Origin of the sequence: Polynucleobacter sp. TSB-Sco08W16, from assembly GCF_018687455.1 — a bacterium.
GTDB lineage: Bacteria > Pseudomonadota > Gammaproteobacteria > Burkholderiales > Burkholderiaceae > Polynucleobacter.
The window spans coordinates 1711965-1736940 of sequence record NZ_CP061291.1; the positions used below are offsets into that span (position 1 = coordinate 1711965).

The window sequence follows — 24976 nt, forward strand, 5'->3', positions numbered from 1 at the left end:
GGGAAAGAGCTATATTAACAAGTTACGCTAAAAAATCATGAATAACGAAATTAAGATCCGCGGTGCCCGCACCCATAACCTCAAAAACATCAATCTAGACATCCCTAGAGAGAAGCTCGTCGTCCTTACTGGCTTATCCGGCTCAGGCAAAAGCTCATTAGCTTTCGATACGCTGTACGCAGAGGGTCAACGTCGCTACGTTGAATCCCTCTCCGCTTATGCGCGTCAGTTTTTGCAGCTCATGGAAAAACCTGATGTCGATACGATCGAAGGTTTATCACCAGCTATCTCGATTGAGCAGAAGGCAACAAGCCACAACCCACGCTCAACTGTAGGTACTGTTACAGAAATTCATGATTACTTGCGGCTATTATTTGCACGCGCTGGTACACCGCATTGCCCAGACCATGATCTTCCATTAGAAGCACAGAGCGTTTCACAAATGGTCGACACTGTATTGTCAATGCCTGAAGATACGAAGCTCATGATTCTTGCGCCAGTGGTAAGTGAGCGCAAAGGCGAATTTGTCGATCTCTTCCAAGACCTACAGGCACAAGGCTTTGTCCGTTTCCGCGTTCGCTCTGGTGGTGGCACAACGAATACCGCTAAAGCAGAAATATTTGAAGTGGATCAACTGCCCACGCTCAAGAAAAACGATAAGCATTCAATCGAAGTGGTAGTGGATCGCATCAAAGTACGCCCCGATATTCAGCAGCGTCTTGCAGAATCTTTTGAGACAGCCTTACGTCTTGCTGACGGTAAAGCCATGATTGTTGATATGGATACTGGCAAAGAAATGATTTTCTCAAGCAAGTTTGCTTGCCCAGTTTGTTCATACTCCTTGCAGGAACTAGAGCCACGTCTATTCTCCTTTAACAATCCGATGGGCGCTTGTCCTTCATGCGACGGCCTTGGCCACCAATCCTTCTTCGATCCTAAGCGTATCGTTGCGCACCCTGACCTGTCTCTTGCCTCTGGTGCGATTAAAGGCTGGGATCGTCGCAATCAGTTTTATTTCAAACTCCTACAGACCCTTGCCAAGCATGGTGGCTTTGATGTGGAGAGGCCATTTGAAACGCTCAATAAGAAACAACAAGATTTGATTCTATTGGGCTCTGGCGATGTCACTATTCCGTTTGAGTACATCAATGAGCGCGGCAAGAACAGTATTCGTGAGCATGCATTTGAGGGGATCGTTGCAAACTTCGAGAGACGCTATCGCGAAACTGATTCCATGACGGTGCGCGAAGAATTATCTCGTTATCAAAATGTTCAAACCTGCCCATCATGCAATGGCAGCCGTTTACGTAAAGAAGCCCGCTTCGTTAAAGTAGGCGAGAAGAAACAGTCTCGAGCAATCTACGAAATTAGCGCCTTACCACTCAAAGAGGCTAAAGAATATTTTGAAGCACTTGAACTCAAAGGTGCTAAAAGAGAAATTGCCGATAAGATTGTTAAAGAAATTAGTGCGCGCCTACGTTTCCTAAACGACGTGGGTCTTGATTACCTCTCGCTTGAGCGCAGCGCCGACACACTTTCTGGCGGCGAAGCCCAACGTATTCGTCTTGCAAGCCAGATAGGCTCTGGCTTAACAGGCGTGATGTATGTACTCGATGAGCCCTCGATTGGCTTGCATCAACGTGATAATGATCGACTCATTGGCACACTCAAGCACCTGCGTGATTTAGGGAATAGTGTTTTAGTGGTTGAGCATGATGAAGACATGATCCGCGCATCAGACTGGGTTATTGATATTGGGCCTGGTGCAGGAGTGCATGGCGGTGAAGTCGTTGCAGAAGGTACGCCCGCAGAAGTAGAAGCTAATCCGAAATCATTGACAGGCGCCTATCTTGCTGGACGCGAAGCAATCGCCGTTCCAGAAAAGCGTATCCCCGCAAATGATCGATTTTTAGAAATCATTGGAGCGCGTGGAAACAATTTGCAATCAGTACATGCAAAGATTCCTGTTGGACTTCTGACATGCGTTACTGGTGTATCTGGCTCAGGCAAGTCAACCCTCATTAACGACACCTTGCACCATGCGGTTGCACAACATCTATATGGCTCCAATGCAGAACCTGCGGCGCATGATGCCATCAAGGGCTTAGAGAACTTTGACAAAGTCATTAGCGTTGACCAATCACCGATTGGCAGAACACCACGCTCTAACCCTGCTACCTATACAGGCCTGTTTACACCGATTCGCGAACTCTTTGCAGGCGTGCCTGCATCACGTGAACGCGGCTATGAAGCTGGCCGCTTCTCCTTTAACGTCAAAGGTGGTCGCTGTGATTCTTGCGAAGGTGATGGCGTCCTCAAAGTAGAAATGCATTTCTTGCCAGATGTGTACGTACCGTGTGATGTCTGTCATGGCAAACGCTATAACCGCGAAACCTTAGACATTCGATATAAAGGTAAGAACATTCACGAAGTGCTCTCGATGACAATCGAGCAAGCACATGAATTCTTTGAAGCAGTGCCAGTGGTTAAACGCAAACTCAAAACGCTCTTAGATGTCGGTCTGGGTTATGTAAAACTGGGACAAAGTGCGACGACCTTATCTGGCGGTGAAGCGCAGCGTGTCAAGCTTTCTTTAGAGCTCTCTAAGCGTGATACTGGCAGAACACTGTACATCCTAGATGAGCCAACTACTGGCCTGCACTTCCATGATATTCAGCTGTTGTTGACGGTGATTCAAACCCTCAAGAAGCAAGGCAATACGATTGTCATCATTGAGCACAATTTAGATGTCATCAAGACTGCAGATTGGATTATTGACTTAGGCCCCAAAGGTGGCGCTGGTGGTGGTCAAATCATTGCTACTGGAACACCTGAAGATGTTGCCAAGAATGAAGTCAGCTTTACTGGTCACTATTTAGCACCATTACTAACTCGTAAACCAGTAGCAGCCAAGAAAAAGAAATAGGCGCCTTAGGCGCAGATCTCAGAGTAATTTAGCTTCGGCCAAATCAGTTGCTTCTGAATTACCTGAGATCACCAAAATATCGTTAGCCTCCAGACGCAATTCTGGGGCTAATGCCAACTTCACATAATCGGCGTTGCGACCTTTGCGACGGACCGCTTGTATGCTTACTCCTTCATTTTCTAAATGAAGCTCGCCCAGAGTTTTGCCAACCGCTTGAGAATTTGGCAACAAGGTAATGGAATGCAAACGCCAAGACTCGTTTGAACCAAAGTCATCATCACCTGCACCTCGAAAATAGCCTCTTAACAAGCTATAGCGCTCCTCACGTGCAGTCGTAATACGCCGCACCACTTTACGCATCGGCACGCCCATGATGAGCAAAACGTGGGAAGCAATCATCAGACTACCTTCGATTAATTCAGGAACAACCTCGGTAGCACCAGCTGCCTGTAACTTAGCAATATCAGCGTCATCTCGAGTGCGCACCAATACAGTCATCCCTGGACGCAAATGTTCAACTTGACGCAATACCCGTAAACTGGCGGCAGTATCAGCATAGGTAATCACCACCGTCTTTGCCCTCGAAAGCCCAGCAGCAACTAGATAATTTTCCCGGCTCGCATCGCCATAGACCACATTATCGCCAGCAGCAGCCGCCTCTTTCACGCGATCAGGATCCAGATCTAATGCAATGTATGGAATCCTTTCTTGATCAAGCATACGAGCCAAGCTTTGACCTGAACGACCAAAACCACAAATGATGACGTGATTTTCATTGCGTACGCTTTTCGCAGCCACGCGCGTTAATGCAAGTGATTGCAGCAACCACTCATTACTAGAGAAGCGCATTGCAATACGATCGCTGTATTCAACCAAGAACGGTGCGCAAAACATCGAGAGCAACATTGCAGCAAGTACAGCCTGACTTAGCGTGGGATCAATTAAATCCAAGCCATCAATTTGGGTCAGCAACACGAAGCCGAATTCGCCTGCCTGAGCTAGGCATAAGCCCGTTCTAATGGATATGCCGGGACTTGAGCCGAAGAGTCTAGAAAGTATGGCAATCAAGCCAAACTTGAATATCAATGGGCCAAGCAAAAGCGCCAAGACCAGCATCCATTGTCCAAGAATGACATTAAAGTCGAGCAGCATGCCAATTGTTACAAAGAAGAGTCCCAAGAGAACGTCGCGGAACGGCTTAATATCCTCCTCCACTTGATGGCGATAAGGCGTTTCAGAAATCAACATTCCCGCCAGAAATGCACCTAGAGCAAGAGATAAACCAAAGTGTTCAGTCAAGGCTGCCATGCCAAGAACAATTAACAAGAGGTTCAACATAAACAACTCTTGAGAGCGTAACTTGGCAACCAATCTAAACCAGCGGCTCATGAGTGACTGGCCGATAAAGAAAATCAGCCCTAATGCAATCGTGATTTTGATAGAGGCAGCCGTCAGAGCCACAAACAGATCCTTAGGATTTTTTCCCAAAGAAGGCAGCAAGATTAATAAGAAAACGACCGCCAAATCTTGGAACAACAAAATACCGACTACATTACGACCGTGCTCTGTTTCCAGCTCGGATCGATCAGAAATGAGTTTTGTGACAATTGCTGTCGAGGACATAGCTAAAGCGCCGCCCAGGGCAATCGCTGCCTGCCACGAAATGGGGTAAATCCAATTCATCAACAAGCTGGCAGGCACCGCCAAAAGCATTGTCAATAGAACTTGGCTGCCCCCCAGGCCAAATACGATATTTCGCATTGACCGGAGCTTATGAAGATTAAATTCCAAGCCGATCGAGAACATCAAGAAAACAACCCCAAATTCCGCTAAATACTTCACGGTTGCAGAGTCATTTGCCAAACCCAGGGCATTAGGCCCAATTAATACGCCAATGGCCAAATAGCCCAAAATAGGGGGTAAGCCAAAATAGCGGAAAATAACCACTCCAGCCACACCAGAGGCCAGGAGAATGAGGGTTAATTGAAGGACTGACGGCATATACTTACTCGATGATAGCTAAGACTCGTGAACGTACCCTAAAGCTTGCACGCGATACCCTCACCATTGAGGCTGCTGCACTGCAAACCATGCGTGATCGCCTAGAGGGCATTAACGCAGACGCACTCGTACATGCAGTGGAACTGCTCCATGGCTGTAAAGGCAGAATTGTGGTCTCCGGCATTGGCAAATCAGGTCATATTGCCCGTAAGATCGCTGCCACCTTCGCCTCCACCGGCTCCCCTGCATTCTTTGTTCACCCAGCGGAAGCCAGTCATGGTGATTTAGGAATGGTTACCCGTGATGATGTTTTTGTAGCGCTCTCCAATTCTGGTGAAACCGATGAGCTATTAACCATTGTTCCGATTGTTAAACGTACGGGCGCAAAACTGATCGCCTTAACTGGCGCACCGAATTCCTCTCTCGCTCAATTAGCAGACGCGCACTTAGATACCAGCGTAGAAAAAGAAGCGTGCCCATTAAATCTAGCTCCAACAACCAGCACTACGGCAGCATTAGCCATGGGTGATGCTTTAGCTGTTGCTTTATTGGACGCTCGTGGTTTTCAGGCTGAAGACTTTCAGCGCTCTCATCCAGGTGGTCGATTAGGCCGCAAACAATTAATGCATGTCAGCGGAGTCATGCGCAGTCTTGACGACACGCCAAAAATTTCTATTCAGGCATCACTACAAGATGCCCTATTAGAAATGACATCAAAGCGTATGGGTATGGTCGTCACTTTAGATGAAAAACAAAAAGTATTTGGCATTCTGACTGATGGTGATTTACGTCGCCTCTTGGAAAAAAATACTAACTTGAGCGATATCACTCTACAGAATGCAACTACCGCCAGCCCTCGCACCATTCCACCAGAGCTATTGGCTGAAGAGGCGATCGAGATGATGGAAAAACATCGCATCAATCATTTAGTAGTAACAGATAAAGATGGCCATCTTTTGGGCGCCCTAAATCTACATGACCTCTTTGCAGCCAAAGTTATTTAACGTAGCGGACTATTTAATACAGCCATGCCTAGCGCTTTTAATCCCCACAACACCAATCCGCTGTCCCAATATCCACAAGCCTGGGAGCGCGCAGGCCAAGTCAAGCTACTTGTTTTAGATGTTGACGGCGTGCTCACCAATGGTCAAGTGTGGATTGGTAGTGATGGCAAAGAGTCTTTAAAAGCTTTTGACATTCAAGACGGTCTTGGAATCAAACTCTTAGAACAATGCGGCATTCCAACCGCAATTATTACTGGCAGAAACTCTAAAATGGTTTTGGCACGCTGTGATGAGCTTGGCATTAAACATGTGCACATGGGTGTTGAAAATAAAGCATTTGCTTTAGAGGAGGTAATTAAATCGCTCGGACTCACATCTGGTGATTGTGCTGTCATGGGTGATGACTGGCCTGATTTAGCTATGATGAAAAATGCAGGTCTCCGAATTGCCCCCGCTCAAGCGCATGAAGCCGTTAAGGAATTTGTGCATTTTGTAACCACTCGTACAGGTGGAAATAGCGCAGTACGAGAAGTGTGCGACCTTATTCTGAAAGCACAAAGTCGCTACGAGGAATTGCTAAATAAGGCTCGTAATTAAGTAATGCAACTGAATTCTCAGCATATCAAATTGAGTATTAGCCGTACGCTCTTGCGTCTCATGCCCTTGATACTGATGGGTGCTTTGACCCTGATGACTTTTTGGTTAGTGCAAAGAAACACGCCTCCAGAAAGTTCTATGCTCGAGCGCGTTCGCCTTCATGAACCTGACTACATCATTAAAGACGGCGCTCTCTCCACCTTAAACGAACAAGGTAGTACCAAATACAGAATTTTGGGGAATAAAGTCACGCACTACGATGACGACGCGTCAATTGATATCGATGCACCTCGTATGCGTCTTTTCCAACCAGATAAGGCGCCTGTAACAGTAAGGTCTAATACTGGCCATGTAGATGGGGACCTCACCGTCATTGAGCTCTTTGAGAATGCTTCCATCTTTCGACCTGCACAAGCAGCAACAGCAACAGAGCCTGCAACTCTACGAATGCTCGCTTCATCAAGCTATTACAAGGTTTTAATTAACGATGACATTATCGAAACTGATCGGCCTATTACGCTAGAGCAGGGTATGTCAATCATGCACTCAACTGATGGCGGAACCTTCAACAATGTTCAGCAGAGCATGACCCTTTCCGGTCAGGTTAGAGGACGTATTGAACGTGCCCCGCGGAGTCCTCAATAGAATGTTGTTCATGAGTCGCCTACCTCTTCTCTTGCTTGCGTTGAGCATTCTGCTCATGAATAGTGCCGTCCAAGCTGAAAAAGCAGATCAAGACAAGCCCATCGTTCTTGAGGCCGAAAAAGTGTCGGTAAATGATGTGCAACAGATCTACGATCTCAATGGTCAAGTTTTGCTGATTAAAGGAAGTATCGTCATCACTGGTGAAAGTGGCCATATTCAAGTTGATCCTGAGGGTTACGAGTTTGTAGATGTCAAAGGTTCTGCGGATAGCACTGCTAGCTTTAGACAGCGTAAAGAGGGCATTCCTGATGAATACATGCAAGGTCGCGGCACCCAACTAAGCTATAACGCCAAGACTGAAATGCTCACCATTACTGGTGATGCCAGTTTGCGTCGTTCTCTGAACATGCAAATGCTTGATCAGTTGCAAGGCTGGAAAATTGAGTACGATGATATTACCGAGCGCTATCGAGTAACGCCTCCTGCGGATGCAAAACCAGAGGACTTACCTTTAGCTAGAGCAATCCTTTCACCAAGACGAAAAGCCACACTAGAGAAATGACAACGGATTTAGCTCAAACCAATAACACTCCAACGCTGAGTGCCCACAACCTCCAAAAACGTTATGGCTCTAGAACAGTCGTGCGAGATGTTTCAGTCGAAGTGAAGTGCGGTGAGGTTGTTGGATTACTTGGGCCCAATGGTGCGGGTAAAACCACCTCGTTTTATATGATTGTCGGCCTGGTTCCACTTGATAGCGGTCGCATTGTGCTTGATGGAACAGACATTACTCACTTACCTATTCATGAGCGGGCTCGTATGGGTCTGTCCTACCTCCCACAAGAAGCATCCGTTTTTAGAAAACTTAATGTTGCTGAAAATATCCAAGCAGTCTTAGAGCTTCAAGTACAAGGTGGCAAGCCATTAACCAAGGTGGAAATATCCAACCGTCTTGATGAACTCTTAGGTGAACTCCAAATTAGCCATTTACGAAATAACCCAGCTCTCTCACTTTCTGGCGGCGAGCGTCGACGTGTAGAGATCGCCAGAGCTCTTGCTTCGCAACCAAAATTTATCCTGCTGGACGAGCCATTTGCCGGTGTTGACCCTATTGCTGTTGGGGAGATTCAACGGATTGTTCGCTTCTTAAGAGATCGCCAAATTGGCGTATTGATTACTGACCATAACGTTCGAGAGACCCTTGGTATCTGCGATCACGCTTACATTATTAGCGAAGGAAGCGTTCTTGCAGAAGGTAAGCCAGACGAAATTATTAAAAATGATGCCGTCCGCCGCGTTTACCTGGGCGAAAACTTCCGGATGTAAGCCAGACAAGGCTTCTCCGCATATCTGCAATAAAAAGTACCTTCCCCTCTTGGTTTTCAGCAAATTCGCTGATACGCTGGAGGCTCATGGTTCATTTTCCAAAAAAAACTGCTCAACAAATTAATAGGGGCTTGCTGCGCACCCCGGCATGAGCTTGCGCACGCATTGATAAAAGGAGTTGCGAATGAATTTAAAAATTAATAGCCGCCATGTTGAGGTAACACCCGCCATGCGTACGCACCTTGAGGCTGGTATGGCCAAAATTCGCAAACACTTCGACCACGTCATTGATGCCTCTGCTTTTTTGGTTGTTGATAACGCCAAAGAAAAAGATTTACGTCAAAGTGCCGAGATCACAATTCATCTCAAGGGCAAGGAACTGTTCGCTGAAGCACACAATGCGGACCTCTACCATGCGATGGATGCAGTGGTTGATAAATTAGAGCGCCAAGTCGTAAAACACAAAGAAAAGATTCAGGATCATCATCACGACAAGCATTTTGAGTGATCTAAACCATCAGGACACCTATAATCATTTGTAATGAATGCCCTGACCAATCTTTTTAACCCCGACTGCATTGCATTAGACAACCCTGCAAAAAATAGGGCTGATGCATTTGCAGCTGCTGGGGAGCTTTTTGCCAAGCAAGTCGGCATTGATGCAAGTGCCGTAGTAGAGTTTCTGAATGCTCGTGAAGATTTAGGTTCAACCGCCCTAGGAGCAGGCGTAGCCATCCCCCATGGCCGCGTCAAAGGACTTAAGCAACCTGCTGCAGCTTTTATGAAACTTCGAGAGCCCATTGAGTTTGCTGCGCCTGATAATGAGCCCGTTTCTACCTTAATTTTTTTATTGGTTCCAGAAAAGGCTACTCAGCAACATTTAGAAATCTTGTCATCAATTGCCCAATTGCTTTCAGATTCAGATGCAAGAAATACCTTGGGATCAGCCACGGACCCTTTAAAGGTATGCGCACTATTACAACAATGGAGCGCGACAAAATGACTCAGCCCTTACTCCTAGAGGGGGTATCTGCTCAGCAGATTTTCGATGACAACGTTTCGGATTTAAAACTGTCTTGGATTGGCGGCCTTGAAGGGGCTGACCGTACATTCCCGCCAGAGGCAGTTAAAGCTGCCGCAGCCAGCTCTGACTTGGTGGGCCATTTAAATCTGATTCACCCAAGTCGTATACAGATTTTTGGCGAGCAAGAAGTGGATTACCATGCAGCGCTCGATCCAAAACAAAAACAAGAGCAAATTGCTAGCCTGATTTCTAAAACACCGCCCTGTGTGATTGTTGCTGACGGCAAAGCTGCAGATCCCGATCTTCAACTCTTCTGCCAGCGCTCCTCTACCCCACTCTTTACTACCCATATTTCTGCAGCGGAAGTCATTGACCATCTGCGAATTTATCTCACCAAAATTGGTGCCCCGCAAATCACAATGCATGGGGTGTTTATGGATATCCTAGGTTTGGGCGTTTTGCTAACTGGCGAATCTGGACTAGGGAAAAGTGAATTAGGTCTTGAGCTCATTTCCCGCGGCCATGGTTTGGTTGCTGATGACGCGGTAGATTTCGCACGCCTTGGTCCTGATTACATCGAGGGCCGTTGCCCAGTAATACTGCGCAATCTACTTGAAGTGCGTGGTCTTGGCTTACTCGACATTCGCACTATTTTTGGTGAAACCGCAGTACGCCGTAAATTGAAGCTACGCCTCATTGTTCAACTAGTCCGCAGAACTGATGGTGAGTTCGAAAGACTGCCGCTTGAAGCTCAACATATTGATGTCTTGGGCGTCCCCATTCGGACCGTTAAGATTCAGGTGGCGGCAGGACGCAACTTAGCCGTACTAGTTGAAGCTGCTGTTCGTAATACGATTTTGCAATTACGCGGTATTGATACCTTGAAAGAATTCATTGAGCGCCAGCGCGTTCAAATGAATGCAGAAGCAGATTCGATTAAATCCCAAGGGCGTCTGCTTTAATCCATGCAAATTAATCTGATTACCGGAATCTCAGGCTCAGGTAAATCAGTTGCCTTACGAGCTTTTGAGGATGCAGGTTATGACTGTGTAGATAACCTACCAGTATCGCTTTTAGAAAATCTCATTAGCACTCTTGTAAAAGAAAATAGCGAACGTGTAGCGGTTGCTATTGATGCAAGACGAGGTCAATCACTTACTGAGTTGCCTTCCATCCTGGAAAATCTGCGCGTAGATCATCAAGTTCGCGTGGTGTTCTTAAACGCAAATACCAACACATTGGTACAGCGCTTCTCGGAGACCCGTCGTCGTCATCCTTTATCAACCGATGCCCAAAAAACACAACCTGCAACTCTCATTGAAGCAATTGATAAAGAACGTAGCTTACTCGAACCCCTGCGAGCGCAAGCACATAGTATTGATACTAGCAATCTTCCTGCTCATGCCCTGCGTTCCTGGATTCGGGACCTCATCAAAGATAAGCCGGTTGGCTTGACGGTGATTTTTGAATCCTTTGGCTTTAAAAAAGGGGTTCCGAGTGAGGCAGATCTGGTGTTTGATGTACGCTGTCTCCCCAATCCCCACTATGACAATGTATTAAGGCCACTAACTGGTAATGACAAGCCCGTAAAAGAATTTTTAGAAAAAATTCCTGAGGTCATCAGCATGGAAGGCGACATCACACAATTTATCGAAAAGTGGCTACCCCATTACATTGCTGATGGACGCAGCTATCTTACTGTAGCCATTGGCTGTACAGGCGGACAACATCGCTCCGTGTACCTCGTCAACCGAATTGGTGAGCACTTCCGTGCACAAAAAGATTTAAGCGCTCTGCAGCTTAATTTTTTAGATCGTCACCGCGAGCTAGACTCAATCCCTGCAGCAAAATCTTAATCGGCTGAGGCAAGCCGTATCGCCCCAACTGACTTAGGGGCGCCCACCTAAGATTTGGATTTTCAAGCTCCAGGCTTCTGGAGGCACTTACTTCCCAAATTTGCATCCATAAACGTCGATGCGTAAATACGTGCTTAATTTGAGGGCCTTGATTGACTACTTTATAAACCCTCCCCCAGGCGGAAGGTCGCTCATCGGGCAGCGCAGCCTGAATCAAGTCTTTTAAGTTTGGCAGGTTTTTTCTGGTGGCAGACTTTGCCACCCAAGGAGTTTCTGGCAAAGACCATAAGCCACCCCAAATGGCTTTACTAGGCCGCTTTTGTAAAAGGATCGAATTACCCGATCGAATTAAAAGCATGTCGCAATCAAATTCAGGGGACTTTGCTTTGATTGTCTTTTGCGGAAGATCAAGAACCTGATTGCTGCGGCTTGCCTGGCACTCTTTTTCAAAAGGGCATTTTTTCTCATCGCTTAGGCACACTGGCTTACGAGACGTGCACCAGGTGGCACCAAAATCCATTAAAGCCTGGGTATACACAGGCATATCTTTAGCCTTAGTGGGCAATAGATCATTTGCCAAGCTCCACAACCGATCATTGACTGCCTTCTCTTGAATTACACCCTCTACTGCAAATAAACGCGCCAATATTCTTTTGACATTCGCATCAAGAATAGGCGCTCTCTCATGAAAAGCAAACGCGGCGATAGCTCCAGCCGTTGAGCGGCCAATACCTTTGAGCTGCTCAAGCAATATCGGATCACTGGGAAATTGACCGGCGAACTCTGTCATTACTTGCTGTGCACAAGCATGTAGGTTTCGGGCCCGAGAGTAATAACCCAAGCCAGCCCACTCCGCTAATACTTCATCGATATCTGCACTAGCTAATTTTTTAACTGTTGGAAAACGCTTCATGAAGCGAGGGTAGCGCTCTAGAACTGTAGCCACCTGAGTCTGTTGCAACATAATTTCAGAAACCCAAACTGCATAAGGATCCCGATTGCCTTGCCATGGAAGGCCTGAGCGTCCACTGCGTGCATGCCAAGCGATTAACTTTTCAGAGAAATTAGCGGTTAGCGCTTTTGACATGACGGGCAAAAATAGGTTGAGCGCTGCCCCTGAACGATTTGCTTAATCGGAGTTTTACAAACTTTACACGGCCGATCTTTGCGGTCATAGACTTTGGTCTGAACCATAAAGTGCCCTGGGTCACCATCGCTATTCACAAAATCTTTCAAGCTGCTTCCGCCCGCAGCAATTGCTTTTTTCAAAATCAATCGCACTGCTTCTGCCAAGCGAGAACATTGTGGGCGAGTTAACTTTCCAGCGGCTTTGCTTGGATGAATTTTGGCTTCAAATAGACTTTCAGAACAATAAATATTTCCAACACCAACAACTGCTTGTCCTGCCAAAAGAAATTGTTTCACCGCAACACTTCGCTTACGTGATGTTTGATACAAAATCTCGGCGCCTAGCTCACCAGCAAATTCTGGAGAAAAAGGCTCCACCCCCAGCTTCTGTAAAAGCAAATTTTTTTCAATAGGCCCTTTCGATTTTGGATGCCACAACACGGCACCAAATTTTCTAGGGTCATGTAGACGCAAACTCAATTTGCCAAACTCAAATGTCACCCGATCATGTAATTTCAAGGGATCAGAGCATGGCAATATACGCAAAGTACCGGTCATCCCTAAATGGACCAGCAAATAGCCCGCATCTAATTCAATTAATAGATACTTTCCACGCCTCTCAATGGTATGTACTTTTTGACCAGGCAGAACTGTAGGCAGGCTCTTAGGAACAGGCCAGCGCAAGCGCCCATCAATAACGTTGACGGCACTAATGCTTTGCCCCAGAAGGTGGGGGGCAATTCCGAGTTTTGTGACCTCTACTTCTGGAAGTTCTGGCATAAATGGATTGTAGATTCGCGGATTAGAATGTGCTTATGAGCAAATTGATACTTAGATCCTTTTTGAAGGATTTATTCCTTGGTGCCCTGGCTAGTGGGGTCATACTATCGAGCCAAGCCTATGCGCAAGCAGACGAGGCGCATACGGGGCAAGCCATTTTTGAAGTGCTTGCCTCAGAAATTGCCCTACAAAGAGGTGAAGCTGGGCTTGCCTACAACACTTATATGGAAATGGCTCGCCAATATAAAGATCCTCGTTTGGCACAACGGGCCATGGAAATTGGCATTGCTGGAGGCTCCCCTGAATTGGCACTACAAGCTGCGCAAGCTTGGGATAGCCTAGCCCCTCCTTCCCAAACTAAGCCCAAGGAAGTGCTCATTACCTTGCTGGTTTTGAGTAATCGCTGGTCTGACGCAGTCAAGCCCGCAATCGCCCTACTCAAGCAACAAAACCCTGCAGAACAAGAAAACACCCTCTTGCAATTACAAGCCTTATTAGGAAAGGCAAAAGATGAGTCTGAAGCCTTACGCGCTTTTTATGAAATAGCATCGACTGCAAAACCTGCTCCAAAAGATCCAGGCTTGCTATATACCTATGCCATGTCAGCAGAAAAAGTGGGGCGCATTGATGTGATGGAAAAAACCTTGCGAGAAATTTTGCGCAAGAACCCTAATGATGCAAACTCTTTAAATGCTTTGGGTTTTTCACTCGCCGACCGAAACATCAAATTACCAGAAGCATATGCGCTGATCAATAAAGCACATCAGCTATCCCCTAAAGATGCATTTATTTTAGATAGCCTAGGTTGGGTTAATTTTCGTCTGGGTAAAAATGCACTTGCCTTAGAGCAATTGCAGCAAGCCTTTAATATGAAACCTGAGGCAGATATTGCTGCACACACTGGTGAAGTATTGTGGGCCATGAATCGTCGCACTGAAGCAGAGGCAATGTGGCAAGAGGGCCAAAAATTGGATGCCAATAATGCCACCCTTCAAGAAACTCTCAAACGCTTAAAACCAGATTGGACCAATTCAGATCAAGCCTCTCATGGCTCATGGGACGGGCGCTTTGCAGTAAAAATTACCGGCCTTACTGACAGTCAGAATCAAGGTGGCTCAGGTGGCTTTACCTTGACACAAGAAGCCCTCAAAGATGTTTTGGAAATTCGCAATCCTGTTGGTGGCTCTATTGCAAAAATCACCATCACACCCGGAGAGGCCACTCTTGAACGTGATGGGCAAGTAGTGACTGCAATTGATGCAGATACTCTTGTGCAGAACACCTTGGGGCTTCCACTGCCAGCGCGTGGACTATCAAACTGGCTTAGAGGTGAAGTGAGGCCTGGTGGCGAAGCTAGTGTCGAAAGAAATGCTAAAGGGCAAGTGAGCAAAATTAGTCAGGATGGTTGGAATCTAGTCTACAGCTGGAGCAATAAAAATCGTCTTGAAAAGCTCATGATGACTCGTAGCTCTAACATCGGCTCGATTGATATTCGTCTTGTTTTTGATCAAGCGAATGAGTGAAGTCCAGCAGGCACCTCTGACGCTTCGCTCACCGGCAAAGCTCAATCTATTTCTGCATATAGTTGGACGTCGTCCTGATGGCTATCACTTACTGCAGTCTGTTTTTCAATTGATAGATTGGTGTGACACTATCAAGTTAAAACCAATTTCACAAAATGAAGTTCGCAGAATTAATCCAATTCCTGGAGTGGAGCCTGAACAAGATTTAGTTGTCAGGGCAGCAAAACTGTTAAAAGATTTTTGCAAGATTGACTCTGGGGTTGAGATTGAACTTCAAAAAGAGATCCCAATGGGCGCAGGCTTGGGTGGGGGATCATCGGATGCGGCTACCACTTTAATTGGCTTAAACGCACTCTGGAATCTCAAACTAGACAAGCCCACCCTTTCCACTCTTGGACTACAGTTAGGTGCTGATGTGCCTTTTTTCATTTTTGGTAAAAATGCATTTGTTGAGGGTATTGGCGAGCAAATCGAAGAGCTATCCCTTGAAAATCAGGACTTTTTAGTCATTTTCCCTAACCAAGGGATCTCCACCATTAGCATTTTTCAAGACCCTGAATTGACCCGAAATCACGCTCGGATTACAATAGATGGCTTTCTTGCATCGTCATGGTCGGATCTCTCAAATGATTGTCAGGCTGTAGCGATGCGGATTTGTCCTGAAGTGAAGCAAGCTTTGGATTGGATTAGTCAGGCAGTACCGGGGTCAGAGCCCCGTATGTCAGGCTCCGGAAGTAGCGTTTTTGCCGTCTTAGACCCTAAGACCAATATCGCAAAACTGGAAAATCTTCTACAAAATCTTCCTAAAGGGTGGATAGGTCGGATTGTTCGGGGGCTAAATAAAAATCCCGCTTACAATTTGGTTTCTTCAGATTGATCCGTAGGGGAATCGCCAAGCTGGTTAAGGCACTGGATTTTGATTCCAGCATGCGAAGGTTCGAATCCTTCTTCCCCTGCCAAATACTGTAGAAACGACAAAGATAACCTTTTGAACCTACAAAACCCTTAAGCCCATGTCCTCTACAAACTCCGATTTATTGACTTTATTTACAGGCAACGCAAATCCGGTTTTGGCTGAGGCAGTAGCCAAAGAGCTCAAACTGCCAATGGGCAAAGCTTTTGTGGGCCGATTCTCAGACGGTGAAATTCAAGTAGAAATTCAAGAAAACGTACGAGGCAAAAACGTCGTTGTCATTCAATCAACCTGCGCTCCAACAAACGACAGCTTGATGGAACTCATGATCATGATTGATGCACTCAAGCGCGCATCTGCAAGTCGCATTACCGCGGTGATTCCTTATTTTGGTTATGCCCGCCAGGACCGCCGCCCGCGCTCTGCACGGGTAGCAATCTCTGCACGTATTGTTGCCAATATGCTCCAATCTGTTGCCGGCATTGAACGTGTTTTGACCATGGATCTTCATGCCGACCAAATCCAGGGCTTCTTTGATATCCCTGTAGACAATATTTATGCCTCACCAGTCCTCTTGGCCGACCTTGAGGCGCAAAAGACTAAAAAAGACCTGATCATTGTTTCCCCAGATATCGGCGGCGTAGTTCGCGCCCGTGCGATGGCAAAACAACTGGGTACGGATTTGGCGATTATTGATAAACGCCGCCCTAAGGCTAACGTCTCTGAAGTAATGCACCTGATCGGTGAAGTGGAAGGCCGTCATTGCGTCATCATGGACGACATCATTGATACTGGTGGAACCCTCTGTAAGGCCGCTGAAGCGCTTAAAGAGCGTGGTGCTAAGGGCGTTACCGCTTACTGTACTCACGCGGTTCTATCAGGCGGCGCCGTGGCTCGTATTGCAGCCTCTGAATTAGATGAATTGGTGGTTACTGACACCATTCCTTTGACTGCAGAAGCATTAAAAGTGGGCAAAGTCCGTCAACTGACTGTAGCCCCCCTTCTGGCCGAGACTCTTTCTCGGATTAGCAAGGGCGACTCTGTCATGTCCATGTTTGCCGAATAAGCCAAAAAACACTGTTTTACCCTGTTTTTTGGTATTTTTAGGTCGTTTGTAGGCAAAAATCCTCATTCCCACGATATAATCGAAGGCTTTTCTGTTTGGTCGCGAACGGAAATTAACCTTAAAGGGAATTAATCATGAAAGTTGTAGCCTTTGAAAGAAGCGTACAGGGAACGGGTGCGAGCCGCCGTCTGCGCAATTCCGGAAAAACTCCGGGAATCGTTTACGGTAGTAAAGATCCAGCCTTGGTCATCGAGTTAGACCATAACGCGTTGTTCCATGCTCTCCGCAAGGAAGCATTTCACTCATCTATTTTGGATTTGGAAATTGGCGGCAAAACACAAAAAGTGTTGTTGCGCGATTACCAGATGCATCCATTCAGGCCAATCGTTTTGCATATCGACTTCCAGCGCGTATCCGCAACTGAGAAAGTTCATATGCGCGTTCCTTTGCACTTCACTAACGCTGAAACTTCATCTGCTGTGAAATTACAAGGCGCCGTTATTAGCCACATCCTCAATGACATCGAAGTTTCTTGCTTACCAGCAGACTTGCCAGAGTTCATTGAAGTGGACTTGAGCAAAATTGAAGTGGGTCACGCTATTCACGCTAAAGACCTTGCTTTGCCAAAGGGAGTTACTTTGGTATTGCATGTTGAGCAAGAGAACCCAGTGCTTGTAAATGCCCGTATTCCAGCTGTTAAAGCTGCTGAGACTGAAGATGCTGCTCCTGCAGCTGCAGCCCTAGCCGCTCCTGCTGCTGATGCAAAGGACAAGGCTTAATTCATTAAGCTGCGCTACTTGCATATGAAGGCCCGCGCAAGCGGGCTTTCTTTTTACGCCTCCCTCCTTTTTGTAGAAACACTGTGAATTCTTTAAACTCTCAGCATGACTAAGTTAATTGTTGGCCTAGGCAATCCTGGTGATGAACATGAAGAAGATCGACACAATGCCGGCTTCTGGTTTGTCGACGCCTTAGCAAAACAGTTGAATGCTCGCTTTGAATCTGAAAAACGCTTTCACGGAAAAGTGGCTAAAGCCAAATGGGAGGGCGAAGATCTCTTTCTACTTAAGCCAACTACATATATGAACTTGAGTGGTCAAGCAGTAGGCGCACTTTGTCGTTTTCATAAAATCACCCCTCAAGATATTTTGGTAGTACAAGATGAGCTCGACCTCAAGCCGGGAACGGCGAGACTAAAGCTGGGTGGCGGCACTGGTGGCCATAATGGCTTAAAAGATATTCAAGCCCATTTGGGCACCCCGGACTACTGGCGACTACGCCTTGGCATTGGGCACCCAAGAGATGTAGCAGGCGATGGGCGCCCAATGGATGTAGCAGATTATGTTTTACGGAGACCTCAATTAGCTGAGCAAAAACTGATTGAGTCCAGCCTTGAAAATGGCCTGCAAATTGTGCCGCTATTTTTGAAGGGCGATACTCAAACCGCCATGATGGAGCTGCACTCTAAAGGCTAAGCTACATTTGCCTTTTTGTTGGCAGTCAGCATCTTAAACTTCACCATTAACTGCTCTTGAGTTTCAGTATGAGCAGGATTAAATGGAATGCAGTCTACTGGACAGACCTGTCGACATTGAGGTGCATCGTAGTGACCTACGCATTCGGTACATTTATCGGGATCAATTTCATAAATCTCAAGCCCCATGTAAATAGCATCATTAGGGCATTCAGGCTCGCACACATCGCAATTGATGCATTCGTCGGTAATCATGAGAGCCATGTTTCTACTTTACGGCCTTACTTATTATTTTGATTGGCAGTAGCAATCTTTTGAACAAGCCATTTTTCTACTGATGGGAAAACAAACTTACTCACGTCACCACCCATAGAGGCGATTTCTCGTACAAAAGTGCCAGAGATAAATTGATACTGATCGGACGGCGTCAAAAACAAGGTTTCGACATCAGGCAGGAGATAGCGATTCATACCAGCCATTTGAAATTCATACTCAAAGTCCGATACTGCGCGTAAGCCACGCACAATAACGCGAGCATTGTGCTCACGAGCAAAATCTTTTAATAGGCCATCAAAGCCGACGACTTTCACATTGGAGTAGTGCCCAAGAACTTCTTTGGCAATGGCAATCCGCTCATCCAATGCAAAGGAGGGATGCTTGCTACGACTGGAGGCAACACCCACAATCAGCTCATCAAAAATGCTCGATGCGCGACGAACCAAATCCTCGTGTCCACGAGTGAAGGGATCAAATGTTCCTGGGTATACAGCGACAGTCATAACTCTCCTAAGGCTTTATCAGCTACAGGCAAGAGTTTAGCCCCTTCCGCTCCGAAATAGACAGGCTTTTACCTGTCCAGCCTCTAAGTATTTTCCACAATGCCAGTCTGGCAGCAGGGATTCTATATCTTGACTGGGGCGATTTGACGGGAATTCGACATAAATTCCTCCTCCCCCAGAGTCATCACAGATTCTGCCGGCTTCACGAACAGCTCGATCAAGTAACGCAGCCTCCTGAAAAGGGGGATCAATAAAAATGAGATTGCTTGATTGATCTGCTTGCTGCCTTAAAAATTCCAAACTATCACGCTGCAAAATTTCTACAGACCCAAATACGGGGGAGGATTGAAGTAATGAAAAATTCGCCTTTAAGTTTGCATGGGCTTTTTTATCTTTCTCGAGCAGGACAACCAAACTCGCACCACGAGAGGCAGCCTCAAATCCTAGTGCACCTGTTCCAGCAAACAAATCCAGACAACGTAAACCACTTAAGTCTTGACCAAGCCAGTTGAACAAAGTTTCCCGAATACGATCAGTCGTAGGTCGAAGACCGGGCAAATCGATCACTGTTAATAAGCGACTTCTCCAGGTGCCACCAATAATGCGAACCTTCTTAGGTGGCTCTGTCTTCAGAGTCTTCGGTTTATTTATTTTGAGCCCCTAAGACTAAGATCTTCATACGGTCCATCGCAAGATATTTTTCGAAGGCAGATTTCACTTGATCTAAAGTCACTGCCTCCACTTGCTTAGTCCAAACTTCCATCGTGTCGAGTGGTAAATCATTCCAGGCGATTGAAGAAACGTTATCCAATAATTTACGATTGTTATCGATTCGTAGAGGGTAGCCATTCACCAGATTTGCTTTAGCCGCAACAAGCTCGGAAGTAGTCGGCCCATCTGCAATGAACTTCGCAATCGTATCGCTCATTACTTGCAGTGCTACAGAAGATTGATCATTCTTAGTTTGCAGGCCCGCCTGAAAGATTCCCGTATCTTTGCCTGGAGCAAAATAACTAGACACACTATAGGCGAGGCCACGCTTCTCTCGAACCTCATTCATCAGACGCGAGACGAACCCGCCGCCGCCCAAAACATAATTACCTACCAACAAAGGAAAATAATCAGGGTTATTACGTGCCACAGCCGTCATACCCATAGCGATATGGGCCTGCTGAGAGTCAAAGGGGATCTGAACTTCACGTTGCGCCAATGGCTCTACTGGAGAACGTTGAAATTCTGGCAAAGGTGCAATAACAGGGCCCGATTGGGGAATTCTTTTTAATAAGGCGCGAATAATTTCATTTGCTTCAGTTTGATCTACATCCCCAACAATACTGACAATCATACGATCGCTACGATAAAACTGTTTATGGAATTGAACTAAGTCTGTAGGAGTAATTGCGCCTACAGACTTAACAGATGGAGAATCTGCCAAAGGGTAGGTGCCGTAAACCATTTTTTTGAAACGGCGATCCAATACATACTCGGGTTTTGTTTCTGCCTCAAGTAAGCTAGTGATTGTTCTTTGCTTTTCGCGACCAACAATATTTGGGTCATAAGTAGGTGCAGCTAACATTGCTGATGCCAATTGCACTGCTCGATCACGCAAATCTTTTCTACTAAGGCTACGAATACGCAAAATAGCGCGCTCACCGCCAACTGAGAGGCCAATACTGGCACCTAAATCAGCGATCTCATCAGCGATTTGGGCCTCACTTAGCATCCTCTTATCGTCCTGCACACCATAATTCATCAGGGCTGCGGTCATATCTGCCAAACCGCTCTTACCCGCTGGGTCATAACGATCACCAGCATCAATACTCACCTCAATATCCACCATCGGCAACGCTTTGGTTTGCACTAAATATGCTTTAGCCCCTTTGTAATTTTCGAGTTTTTCAATTGGAAGAATTGCTTGTGCACTAGTAATTACACCGAAAGCCAAAAGGCAGCCTAAGATCATTTGATTGAAGGCTTTCATTGCTTGCCCTCCTTCACTACAGATTGACGTGCCTGTGGATCTAATACCGCAATCGTTAAACCTTCATCCACTAAATACTTTTGAGCCACCGCTTGAACTTGCTTTGGAGTAATCGTTTGCATTTTCTCTAACATGTAGTCGATATCTCGCCAGGAAAAACCTGCCATCTCAGTACTGCCAATTTCCATAGCCTGACCAAAGATGGAATCACGTTTATAAATTTGCTCTGACAGAATCCGTACCTTAATGCGCTTCAACTCAGAATCAAGGATTCCTTTTTGCTTTAGCTCATCTAACGCTTTTCGAATGCTGACCTGCGCCTGCGCAACTGTTTTCCCTTTAGCCATAGTCGCAGCAATTTCAAATAATTCTGGACCGCGAGAAATCATGTCGTAACCAACGCCAACATCATTCACTACCTTCTCTTGTTTGACCAAAACTCGGTTCAAGCGCGCATTGTCATAACCATCTAAAACAGAAGTGAGGAGCTCCAAGGCATAGGGCTCTGGGTCATCCAACTTGCCAACCTCTAGGCGTGGAACTTTCCAAGCCATAGTCAATTGCGCACTATCTGCAGGCGCTTTGACTTGAACCTGTTTTATTCCTTTTTGAGGTGGCTCAATCTGCGGTTTACGAACTGGCAATTCCTGAGCGGGAATGGATCCATAATATTTTTCGACTGCAGCCAAGACCTGCTTAGCATCAACGTCGCCTGTAATAACTACCGTTGCATTATTTGGCTTATACCAACTGCGATACCAATCCCTCGCATCGTTTGCTTTCATATTCTGCAAATCATTCATCCAGCCCACTACTGGATGGCGATAGGGAGAACTCATATAGGCGGTGGCCATAAGGGATTCATTTAGGAGGCTGCTCGGGTTATCTTCCGTACGAAGACGACGCTCCTCCATCACCACCTGAATTTCTTTTAAAAACTCTGAGTCGTCAAAATTCAGATTGGACATGCGATCTGCTTCAAGCTTAATCACTTCGTCTAATTTGGATTTCTCAACTTGCTGAAAATAAGCCGTGTAGTCACGATTCGTAAATGCATTTTCGCGCCCACCTAAGGCTGCAACCAAGCGAGAAAACTCTCCAGCCTTCACGTTGTCGGTGCCCTTAAACATCATGTGCTCCAAAACGTGTGCCAAGCCAGAGCGGCCATTGACCTCATCCATTGAGCCAGCTCGGTACCACACCATATGGGCCACGGTTGGTGCGCGATGATCCTCTCTCACAATCAGCTTAAGGCCGTTGCTCAGCAGGTATTCATGAGTATCCTCGTGGTCTTTGGCAATAGCGCAAGACAATTGAGCAAATATCAAAAATATGAAGGTAATTCGGAGTAAATTGAAGCGCATCTGCTAAATCACCATATCCCAAGAATTTAATTGATAAGATGCAAGGATTAAATTGTATCGATTATGTTCGGCCTACGTAAAACCCTTGGATCTCTATTTAAATCAAGCAAGACTGATGACGCTTGGTTTGATGCCTTAGAAGAGTCGCTCATTCAGAGTGATGTGGGATTGCCTACGACTGAGGATTTGATTAGCAAACTACGCAAAGCAGCGAAATCCGAAAAGGCTTCAAGCCCTGATGAACTACAAGCCCTTCTGATTCAAGAGGTTGCTGCCTTATTAACAGTGCTTGAGCCATCCCCTAACCCACTATTTACAGGGTCTAAAGAGAATATCCCTGAAGTGTGGCTGGTTGTTGGCGTCAACGGTGCAGGGAAAACCACCACCATTGGTAAGCTTTGTAGAATTTTTCAATCCCAAGGTAAGTCCGTTCTCTTAGCCGCAGGGGATACCTTTAGGGCAGCTGCGCGCAACCAGCTACAAGAATGGGGCGGTCGCAATCAAGTGGACGTCATCACCCAAGAAGGTGGCGATGCTGCAGCCGTAGCTCATGATGCAATTCACTCTGCCATCTCCCGCAAAAGCGATATTTTGATCATTGATACTGCAGGTCGTCTTGCTACTCAAGACCACCTCATGGAAGAGCTGAAGAAGGTCAAGCGTGTAATTGGCAAAGCACTTCCTGGGGCGCCTCATCACACACTATTGGTTTTAGATGGCAACACAGGACAAAATGGTTTAAGCCAAGTGAAGGCCTTTCACATGGCTCTGGGCCTGACTGGAATTATCGTTACCAAGCTAGATGGGACTGCTAAGGGAGGTGTTATCTGCGCCTTAGCCCATACCCTTAAAGATGGCACTAAACCAGCTGTTCTAGCACTAGGCAAGGGCGAGGGAATTGACGATTTAGCCCCCTTTACAGCCGGGCAATATTCCTCTGAATTATTCAATTAATTCAATAACTTACAATCCAAATAAACCATTAGCACTCTCTTGACAAGAGTGCTAAAATAGAGCTCTATTAACACCTCATAATTATTTAAAAAATGGTTCAAAAGAAATCTGACAAACCGAATATGCAAAGGCTGCCTGTAGCGCAGGCTGCAGCGGCGTCCGCATTTCCAATGCTGCCATCCCTTGGGGTTGGCACTCTTGATTCGTATATTGCGTACGTGAATCGCGTACCCATGCTTAGTGCTGCAGAAGAGCTACATCTTGCGCAGGAATTTCGTCGCACTGAAAATGTTGAAGCTGCTAAAACCTTAGTGCTTTCCCATTTACGCCTCGTTGTTTCTGTTGCGCGTCAATATCTTGGCTATGGTATTCCACACGCCGACCTCATTCAAGAAGGCAATATTGGCTTGATGAAGGCTGTGAAACGCTATGACCCTAATAATGGTGCACGCTTAGTGTCTTATGCTATTCACTGGATCAAAGCAGAAATTCATGAGTACATTCTGAAAAATTGGCGCTTAGTGAAAGTAGCAACCACCAAAGCACAACGCAAATTATTCTTTAACTTGCGCAGTAACAAACCCACCTTAAGTGCACTTACTCCAGGTGAAGTGGATGCCTTAGCTAAAGCACTTGATGTCAAAGGTTCCGATGTTAAAGAAATGGAAATGCGCCTCGCTGGTGGCGATATTGCGCTTGAAGGCGATGACAGCGATGAAGAAACTGTGTATGCCCCAATTCAATGGCTCGCTGACAGCAGTCAAGAGCCTACAGAGCGTATCGCTAGTGCACAAGCAGACTCACTACAAGGCCCGAAGCTAGATCAAGCCTTGATGGCTCTGGATGAGCGTAGTCGCAATATTGTTCAGTCACGTTGGTTAGCAATGGATGCTGATGGTAATGGCACTAAGACTTTGCATGATCTGGCCGCTGAATATGGCATCTCTGCAGAGCGCGTACGTCAAATTGAGACAGCAGCTCTCAAAAAAATGCGCGGTATGTTGCAAGCTGAAGCGGCTTAATCAAGCCGCGCCTCTCTAGCTCTTACTTTAAAAGTTCTTTCAAGTCATGCGCCAAGGTCTCAGGACCTTGAGCATGTTTGATATAAAGACGCAAATGTCCCTCGGGATCAAATGCGTAGCTACCAGCTGTATGGTCGATGGTGTAGGAACCCGGGCTACTACCGGGTACTTTCTTGTAATAAATCTTGAAGTCTTTGGTCACTTTTTCTAGTGCCGTATCGTCTGCTGGACGCAAGCCTAAGAAACGCGTATCAAAGGACGGAACGTATTGCTTAAGAATAGCTGCGGTATCACGCTCGGGATCAACGGTCACAAACAACACTTGTACCTTATCTGATTGAGGACCCAATAGCGCCATGACCTGCTGCATCTCAGTCAAGGTCGTCGGGCAAATATCGGGGCACTGGGTGTAGCCAAAGAACATCACTACTACTTTGCCCTTAAAGTCGGCGAGCGTCCTTACCTTGCCATCAGGATCCACTAAGCTGAAATCCTTGCCAAATGAAGTGCTACCTGTAATGTCGATATTTTTAAAGTCTGGCTTTGGGCTACAGGCCGACATCGCCATTAGAAAGGCGACGATACAGATATTACGTAAGAAGGTCATTTTCAT

Annotated in this window: 26 protein-coding genes and 1 tRNA gene; 18 read left to right on the plus strand and 9 right to left on the minus strand. The window is 46.3% G+C overall.

The annotated features are described in order from the left end of the window. Nucleotides 1–37 precede the first annotated feature (37 nt). Nucleotides 38–2926, plus strand: a complete 2889-nt coding sequence (uvrA, locus tag FD961_RS08530) for an excinuclease ABC subunit UvrA (protein ID WP_215393470.1) — start codon at nucleotides 38–40, stop codon at nucleotides 2924–2926. 18 nt (nucleotides 2927–2944) lie between these two features. Here uvrA and FD961_RS08535 read toward each other — a convergent pair whose 3' ends face one another. Beyond that, nucleotides 2945–4927 carry a monovalent cation:proton antiporter family protein gene (locus FD961_RS08535; protein WP_215393471.1) on the minus strand — a complete coding sequence of 661 codons (1983 nt, stop codon included), beginning with the start codon at nucleotides 4925–4927 and terminating at the stop codon, nucleotides 2945–2947. 11 nt (nucleotides 4928–4938) lie between these two features. Between FD961_RS08535 and FD961_RS08540 the strand changes: the two genes are divergently transcribed. The 9 genes from FD961_RS08540 to rapZ all read left to right on the plus strand — a co-directional run bounded on the left by FD961_RS08540 (nucleotide 4939) and on the right by rapZ (nucleotide 11379). Continuing rightward, complete coding sequence (locus tag FD961_RS08540) at nucleotides 4939–5931, plus strand: SIS domain-containing protein (protein WP_215393472.1); 993 nt, start codon at nucleotides 4939–4941, stop codon at nucleotides 5929–5931. Nucleotides 5932–5955: 24 nt separating this feature from the next. Further along, nucleotides 5956–6528: an HAD family hydrolase gene (locus FD961_RS08545; RefSeq protein ID WP_215393473.1), complete on the plus strand. Its 573-nt coding sequence runs from the start codon at nucleotides 5956–5958 to the stop codon at nucleotides 6526–6528. Between the two features lie 3 nt (nucleotides 6529–6531). Then, nucleotides 6532–7173: an LPS export ABC transporter periplasmic protein LptC gene (gene lptC / locus FD961_RS08550; protein WP_215393474.1), complete on the plus strand. Its 642-nt coding sequence runs from the start codon at nucleotides 6532–6534 to the stop codon at nucleotides 7171–7173. A gap of 10 nt (nucleotides 7174–7183) precedes the next feature. Beyond that, entirely contained in the window at nucleotides 7184–7735 is a 552-nt protein-coding gene (locus FD961_RS08555) for an LptA/OstA family protein (protein ID WP_251371260.1), read from the plus strand. Next, nucleotides 7732–8499: an LPS export ABC transporter ATP-binding protein gene (gene lptB / locus FD961_RS08560; RefSeq protein WP_215393475.1), complete on the plus strand. Its 768-nt coding sequence runs from the start codon at nucleotides 7732–7734 to the stop codon at nucleotides 8497–8499. The genes FD961_RS08555 and lptB overlap by 4 nt, the downstream gene beginning before the upstream one ends. Nucleotides 8500–8683: 184 nt before the next feature. After that, nucleotides 8684–9007: a ribosome hibernation-promoting factor, HPF/YfiA family gene (gene hpf, locus FD961_RS08565; RefSeq protein WP_071466201.1), complete on the plus strand. Its 324-nt coding sequence runs from the start codon at nucleotides 8684–8686 to the stop codon at nucleotides 9005–9007. A gap of 33 nt (nucleotides 9008–9040) precedes the next feature. Further along, nucleotides 9041–9502 carry a PTS sugar transporter subunit IIA gene (locus tag FD961_RS08570; RefSeq protein ID WP_071466202.1) on the plus strand — a complete coding sequence of 154 codons (462 nt, stop codon included), beginning with the start codon at nucleotides 9041–9043 and terminating at the stop codon, nucleotides 9500–9502. Next, complete coding sequence (gene hprK, locus FD961_RS08575; RefSeq protein WP_071466203.1) at nucleotides 9499–10485, plus strand: HPr(Ser) kinase/phosphatase; 987 nt, start codon at nucleotides 9499–9501, stop codon at nucleotides 10483–10485. The genes FD961_RS08570 and hprK overlap by 4 nt, the downstream gene beginning before the upstream one ends. 3 nt (nucleotides 10486–10488) lie before the next feature. Next, the gene (gene rapZ / locus FD961_RS08580; RefSeq protein WP_215393476.1) at nucleotides 10489–11379 is read left to right on the plus strand and encodes an RNase adapter RapZ; all 891 of its coding nucleotides are present in this window, start codon (nucleotides 10489–10491) and stop codon (nucleotides 11377–11379) included. On the opposite strand, the gene mutY is transcribed toward rapZ, so the two are convergent. Then, the gene (gene mutY / locus FD961_RS08585) at nucleotides 11324–12466 is read right to left on the minus strand and encodes an A/G-specific adenine glycosylase (RefSeq protein WP_215393477.1); all 1143 of its coding nucleotides are present in this window, start codon (nucleotides 12464–12466) and stop codon (nucleotides 11324–11326) included. The genes rapZ and mutY overlap by 56 nt on opposite strands. After that, nucleotides 12451–13287: a bifunctional DNA-formamidopyrimidine glycosylase/DNA-(apurinic or apyrimidinic site) lyase gene (gene mutM, locus FD961_RS08590; RefSeq protein ID WP_215393478.1), complete on the minus strand. Its 837-nt coding sequence runs from the start codon at nucleotides 13285–13287 to the stop codon at nucleotides 12451–12453. The genes mutY and mutM overlap by 16 nt, the downstream gene beginning before the upstream one ends. Nucleotides 13288–13322: 35 nt before the next feature. On the opposite strand from mutM, the gene FD961_RS08595 reads away from it, so the two are divergent. The 6 genes from FD961_RS08595 (at nucleotide 13323) to pth (ending at nucleotide 18264) form a co-directional block, all read left to right on the plus strand. After that, entirely contained in the window at nucleotides 13323–14810 is a 1488-nt protein-coding gene (locus tag FD961_RS08595; RefSeq protein ID WP_215393479.1) for an outer membrane lipoprotein LolB, read from the plus strand. After that, a complete protein-coding gene (ispE, locus tag FD961_RS08600) occupies nucleotides 14803–15687 on the plus strand; it encodes a 4-(cytidine 5'-diphospho)-2-C-methyl-D-erythritol kinase (RefSeq protein ID WP_215393480.1) in 885 nt (294 codons plus the stop codon). Before FD961_RS08595 ends, ispE begins: the two co-directional genes overlap by 8 nt. A gap of 5 nt (nucleotides 15688–15692) precedes the next feature. Next, nucleotides 15693–15769 (plus strand) — tRNA-Gln (locus tag FD961_RS08605). Nucleotides 15770–15823: 54 nt separating this feature from the next. Then, nucleotides 15824–16789, plus strand: a complete 966-nt coding sequence (locus FD961_RS08610; RefSeq protein WP_215393481.1) for a ribose-phosphate pyrophosphokinase — start codon at nucleotides 15824–15826, stop codon at nucleotides 16787–16789. 134 nt (nucleotides 16790–16923) lie between these two features. Beyond that, on the plus strand, nucleotides 16924–17568 hold the full coding sequence (locus tag FD961_RS08615; protein WP_215393482.1) for a 50S ribosomal protein L25/general stress protein Ctc: 645 nt from the start codon (nucleotides 16924–16926) through the stop codon (nucleotides 17566–17568). Nucleotides 17569–17673: 105 nt separating this feature from the next. After that, a complete protein-coding gene (pth, locus tag FD961_RS08620; RefSeq protein WP_215393483.1) occupies nucleotides 17674–18264 on the plus strand; it encodes an aminoacyl-tRNA hydrolase in 591 nt (196 codons plus the stop codon). Here the strand turns inward: pth and FD961_RS08625 are convergent. The 5 genes from FD961_RS08625 to FD961_RS08645 are packed head-to-tail and all read right to left on the minus strand — an operon-like array spanning nucleotide 18261 to nucleotide 22387. Next, nucleotides 18261–18527, minus strand: a complete 267-nt coding sequence (locus FD961_RS08625; protein ID WP_215393484.1) for a YfhL family 4Fe-4S dicluster ferredoxin — start codon at nucleotides 18525–18527, stop codon at nucleotides 18261–18263. The two genes, pth and FD961_RS08625, sit on opposite strands and share 4 nt — an antisense overlap. Nucleotides 18528–18544: 17 nt before the next feature. After that, the gene (gene coaD / locus FD961_RS08630) at nucleotides 18545–19042 is read right to left on the minus strand and encodes a pantetheine-phosphate adenylyltransferase (RefSeq protein ID WP_215393485.1); all 498 of its coding nucleotides are present in this window, start codon (nucleotides 19040–19042) and stop codon (nucleotides 18545–18547) included. 36 nt (nucleotides 19043–19078) lie between these two features. Continuing rightward, nucleotides 19079–19693 carry a 16S rRNA (guanine(966)-N(2))-methyltransferase RsmD gene (gene rsmD, locus FD961_RS08635; protein ID WP_371817172.1) on the minus strand — a complete coding sequence of 205 codons (615 nt, stop codon included), beginning with the start codon at nucleotides 19691–19693 and terminating at the stop codon, nucleotides 19079–19081. Then, nucleotides 19686–21023 carry a pitrilysin family protein gene (locus tag FD961_RS08640; RefSeq protein ID WP_215393486.1) on the minus strand — a complete coding sequence of 446 codons (1338 nt, stop codon included), beginning with the start codon at nucleotides 21021–21023 and terminating at the stop codon, nucleotides 19686–19688. The genes rsmD and FD961_RS08640 overlap by 8 nt, the downstream gene beginning before the upstream one ends. Further along, entirely contained in the window at nucleotides 21020–22387 is a 1368-nt protein-coding gene (locus tag FD961_RS08645; protein WP_215393487.1) for a pitrilysin family protein, read from the minus strand. Before FD961_RS08645 ends, FD961_RS08640 begins: the two co-directional genes overlap by 4 nt. A gap of 63 nt (nucleotides 22388–22450) precedes the next feature. On the opposite strand from FD961_RS08645, the gene ftsY reads away from it, so the two are divergent. Continuing rightward, nucleotides 22451–23341, plus strand: coding sequence for a signal recognition particle-docking protein FtsY (gene ftsY / locus FD961_RS08650; protein ID WP_215393488.1), 891 nt, complete (start codon nucleotides 22451–22453; stop codon nucleotides 23339–23341). Nucleotides 23342–23433: 92 nt separating this feature from the next. Further along, nucleotides 23434–24363, plus strand: a complete 930-nt coding sequence (gene rpoH, locus FD961_RS08655) for an RNA polymerase sigma factor RpoH (protein WP_215393489.1) — start codon at nucleotides 23434–23436, stop codon at nucleotides 24361–24363. 22 nt (nucleotides 24364–24385) lie between these two features. On the opposite strand, the gene FD961_RS08660 is transcribed toward rpoH, so the two are convergent. Next, nucleotides 24386–24976: an SCO family protein gene (locus FD961_RS08660; protein WP_371817151.1), complete on the minus strand. Its 591-nt coding sequence runs from the start codon at nucleotides 24974–24976 to the stop codon at nucleotides 24386–24388.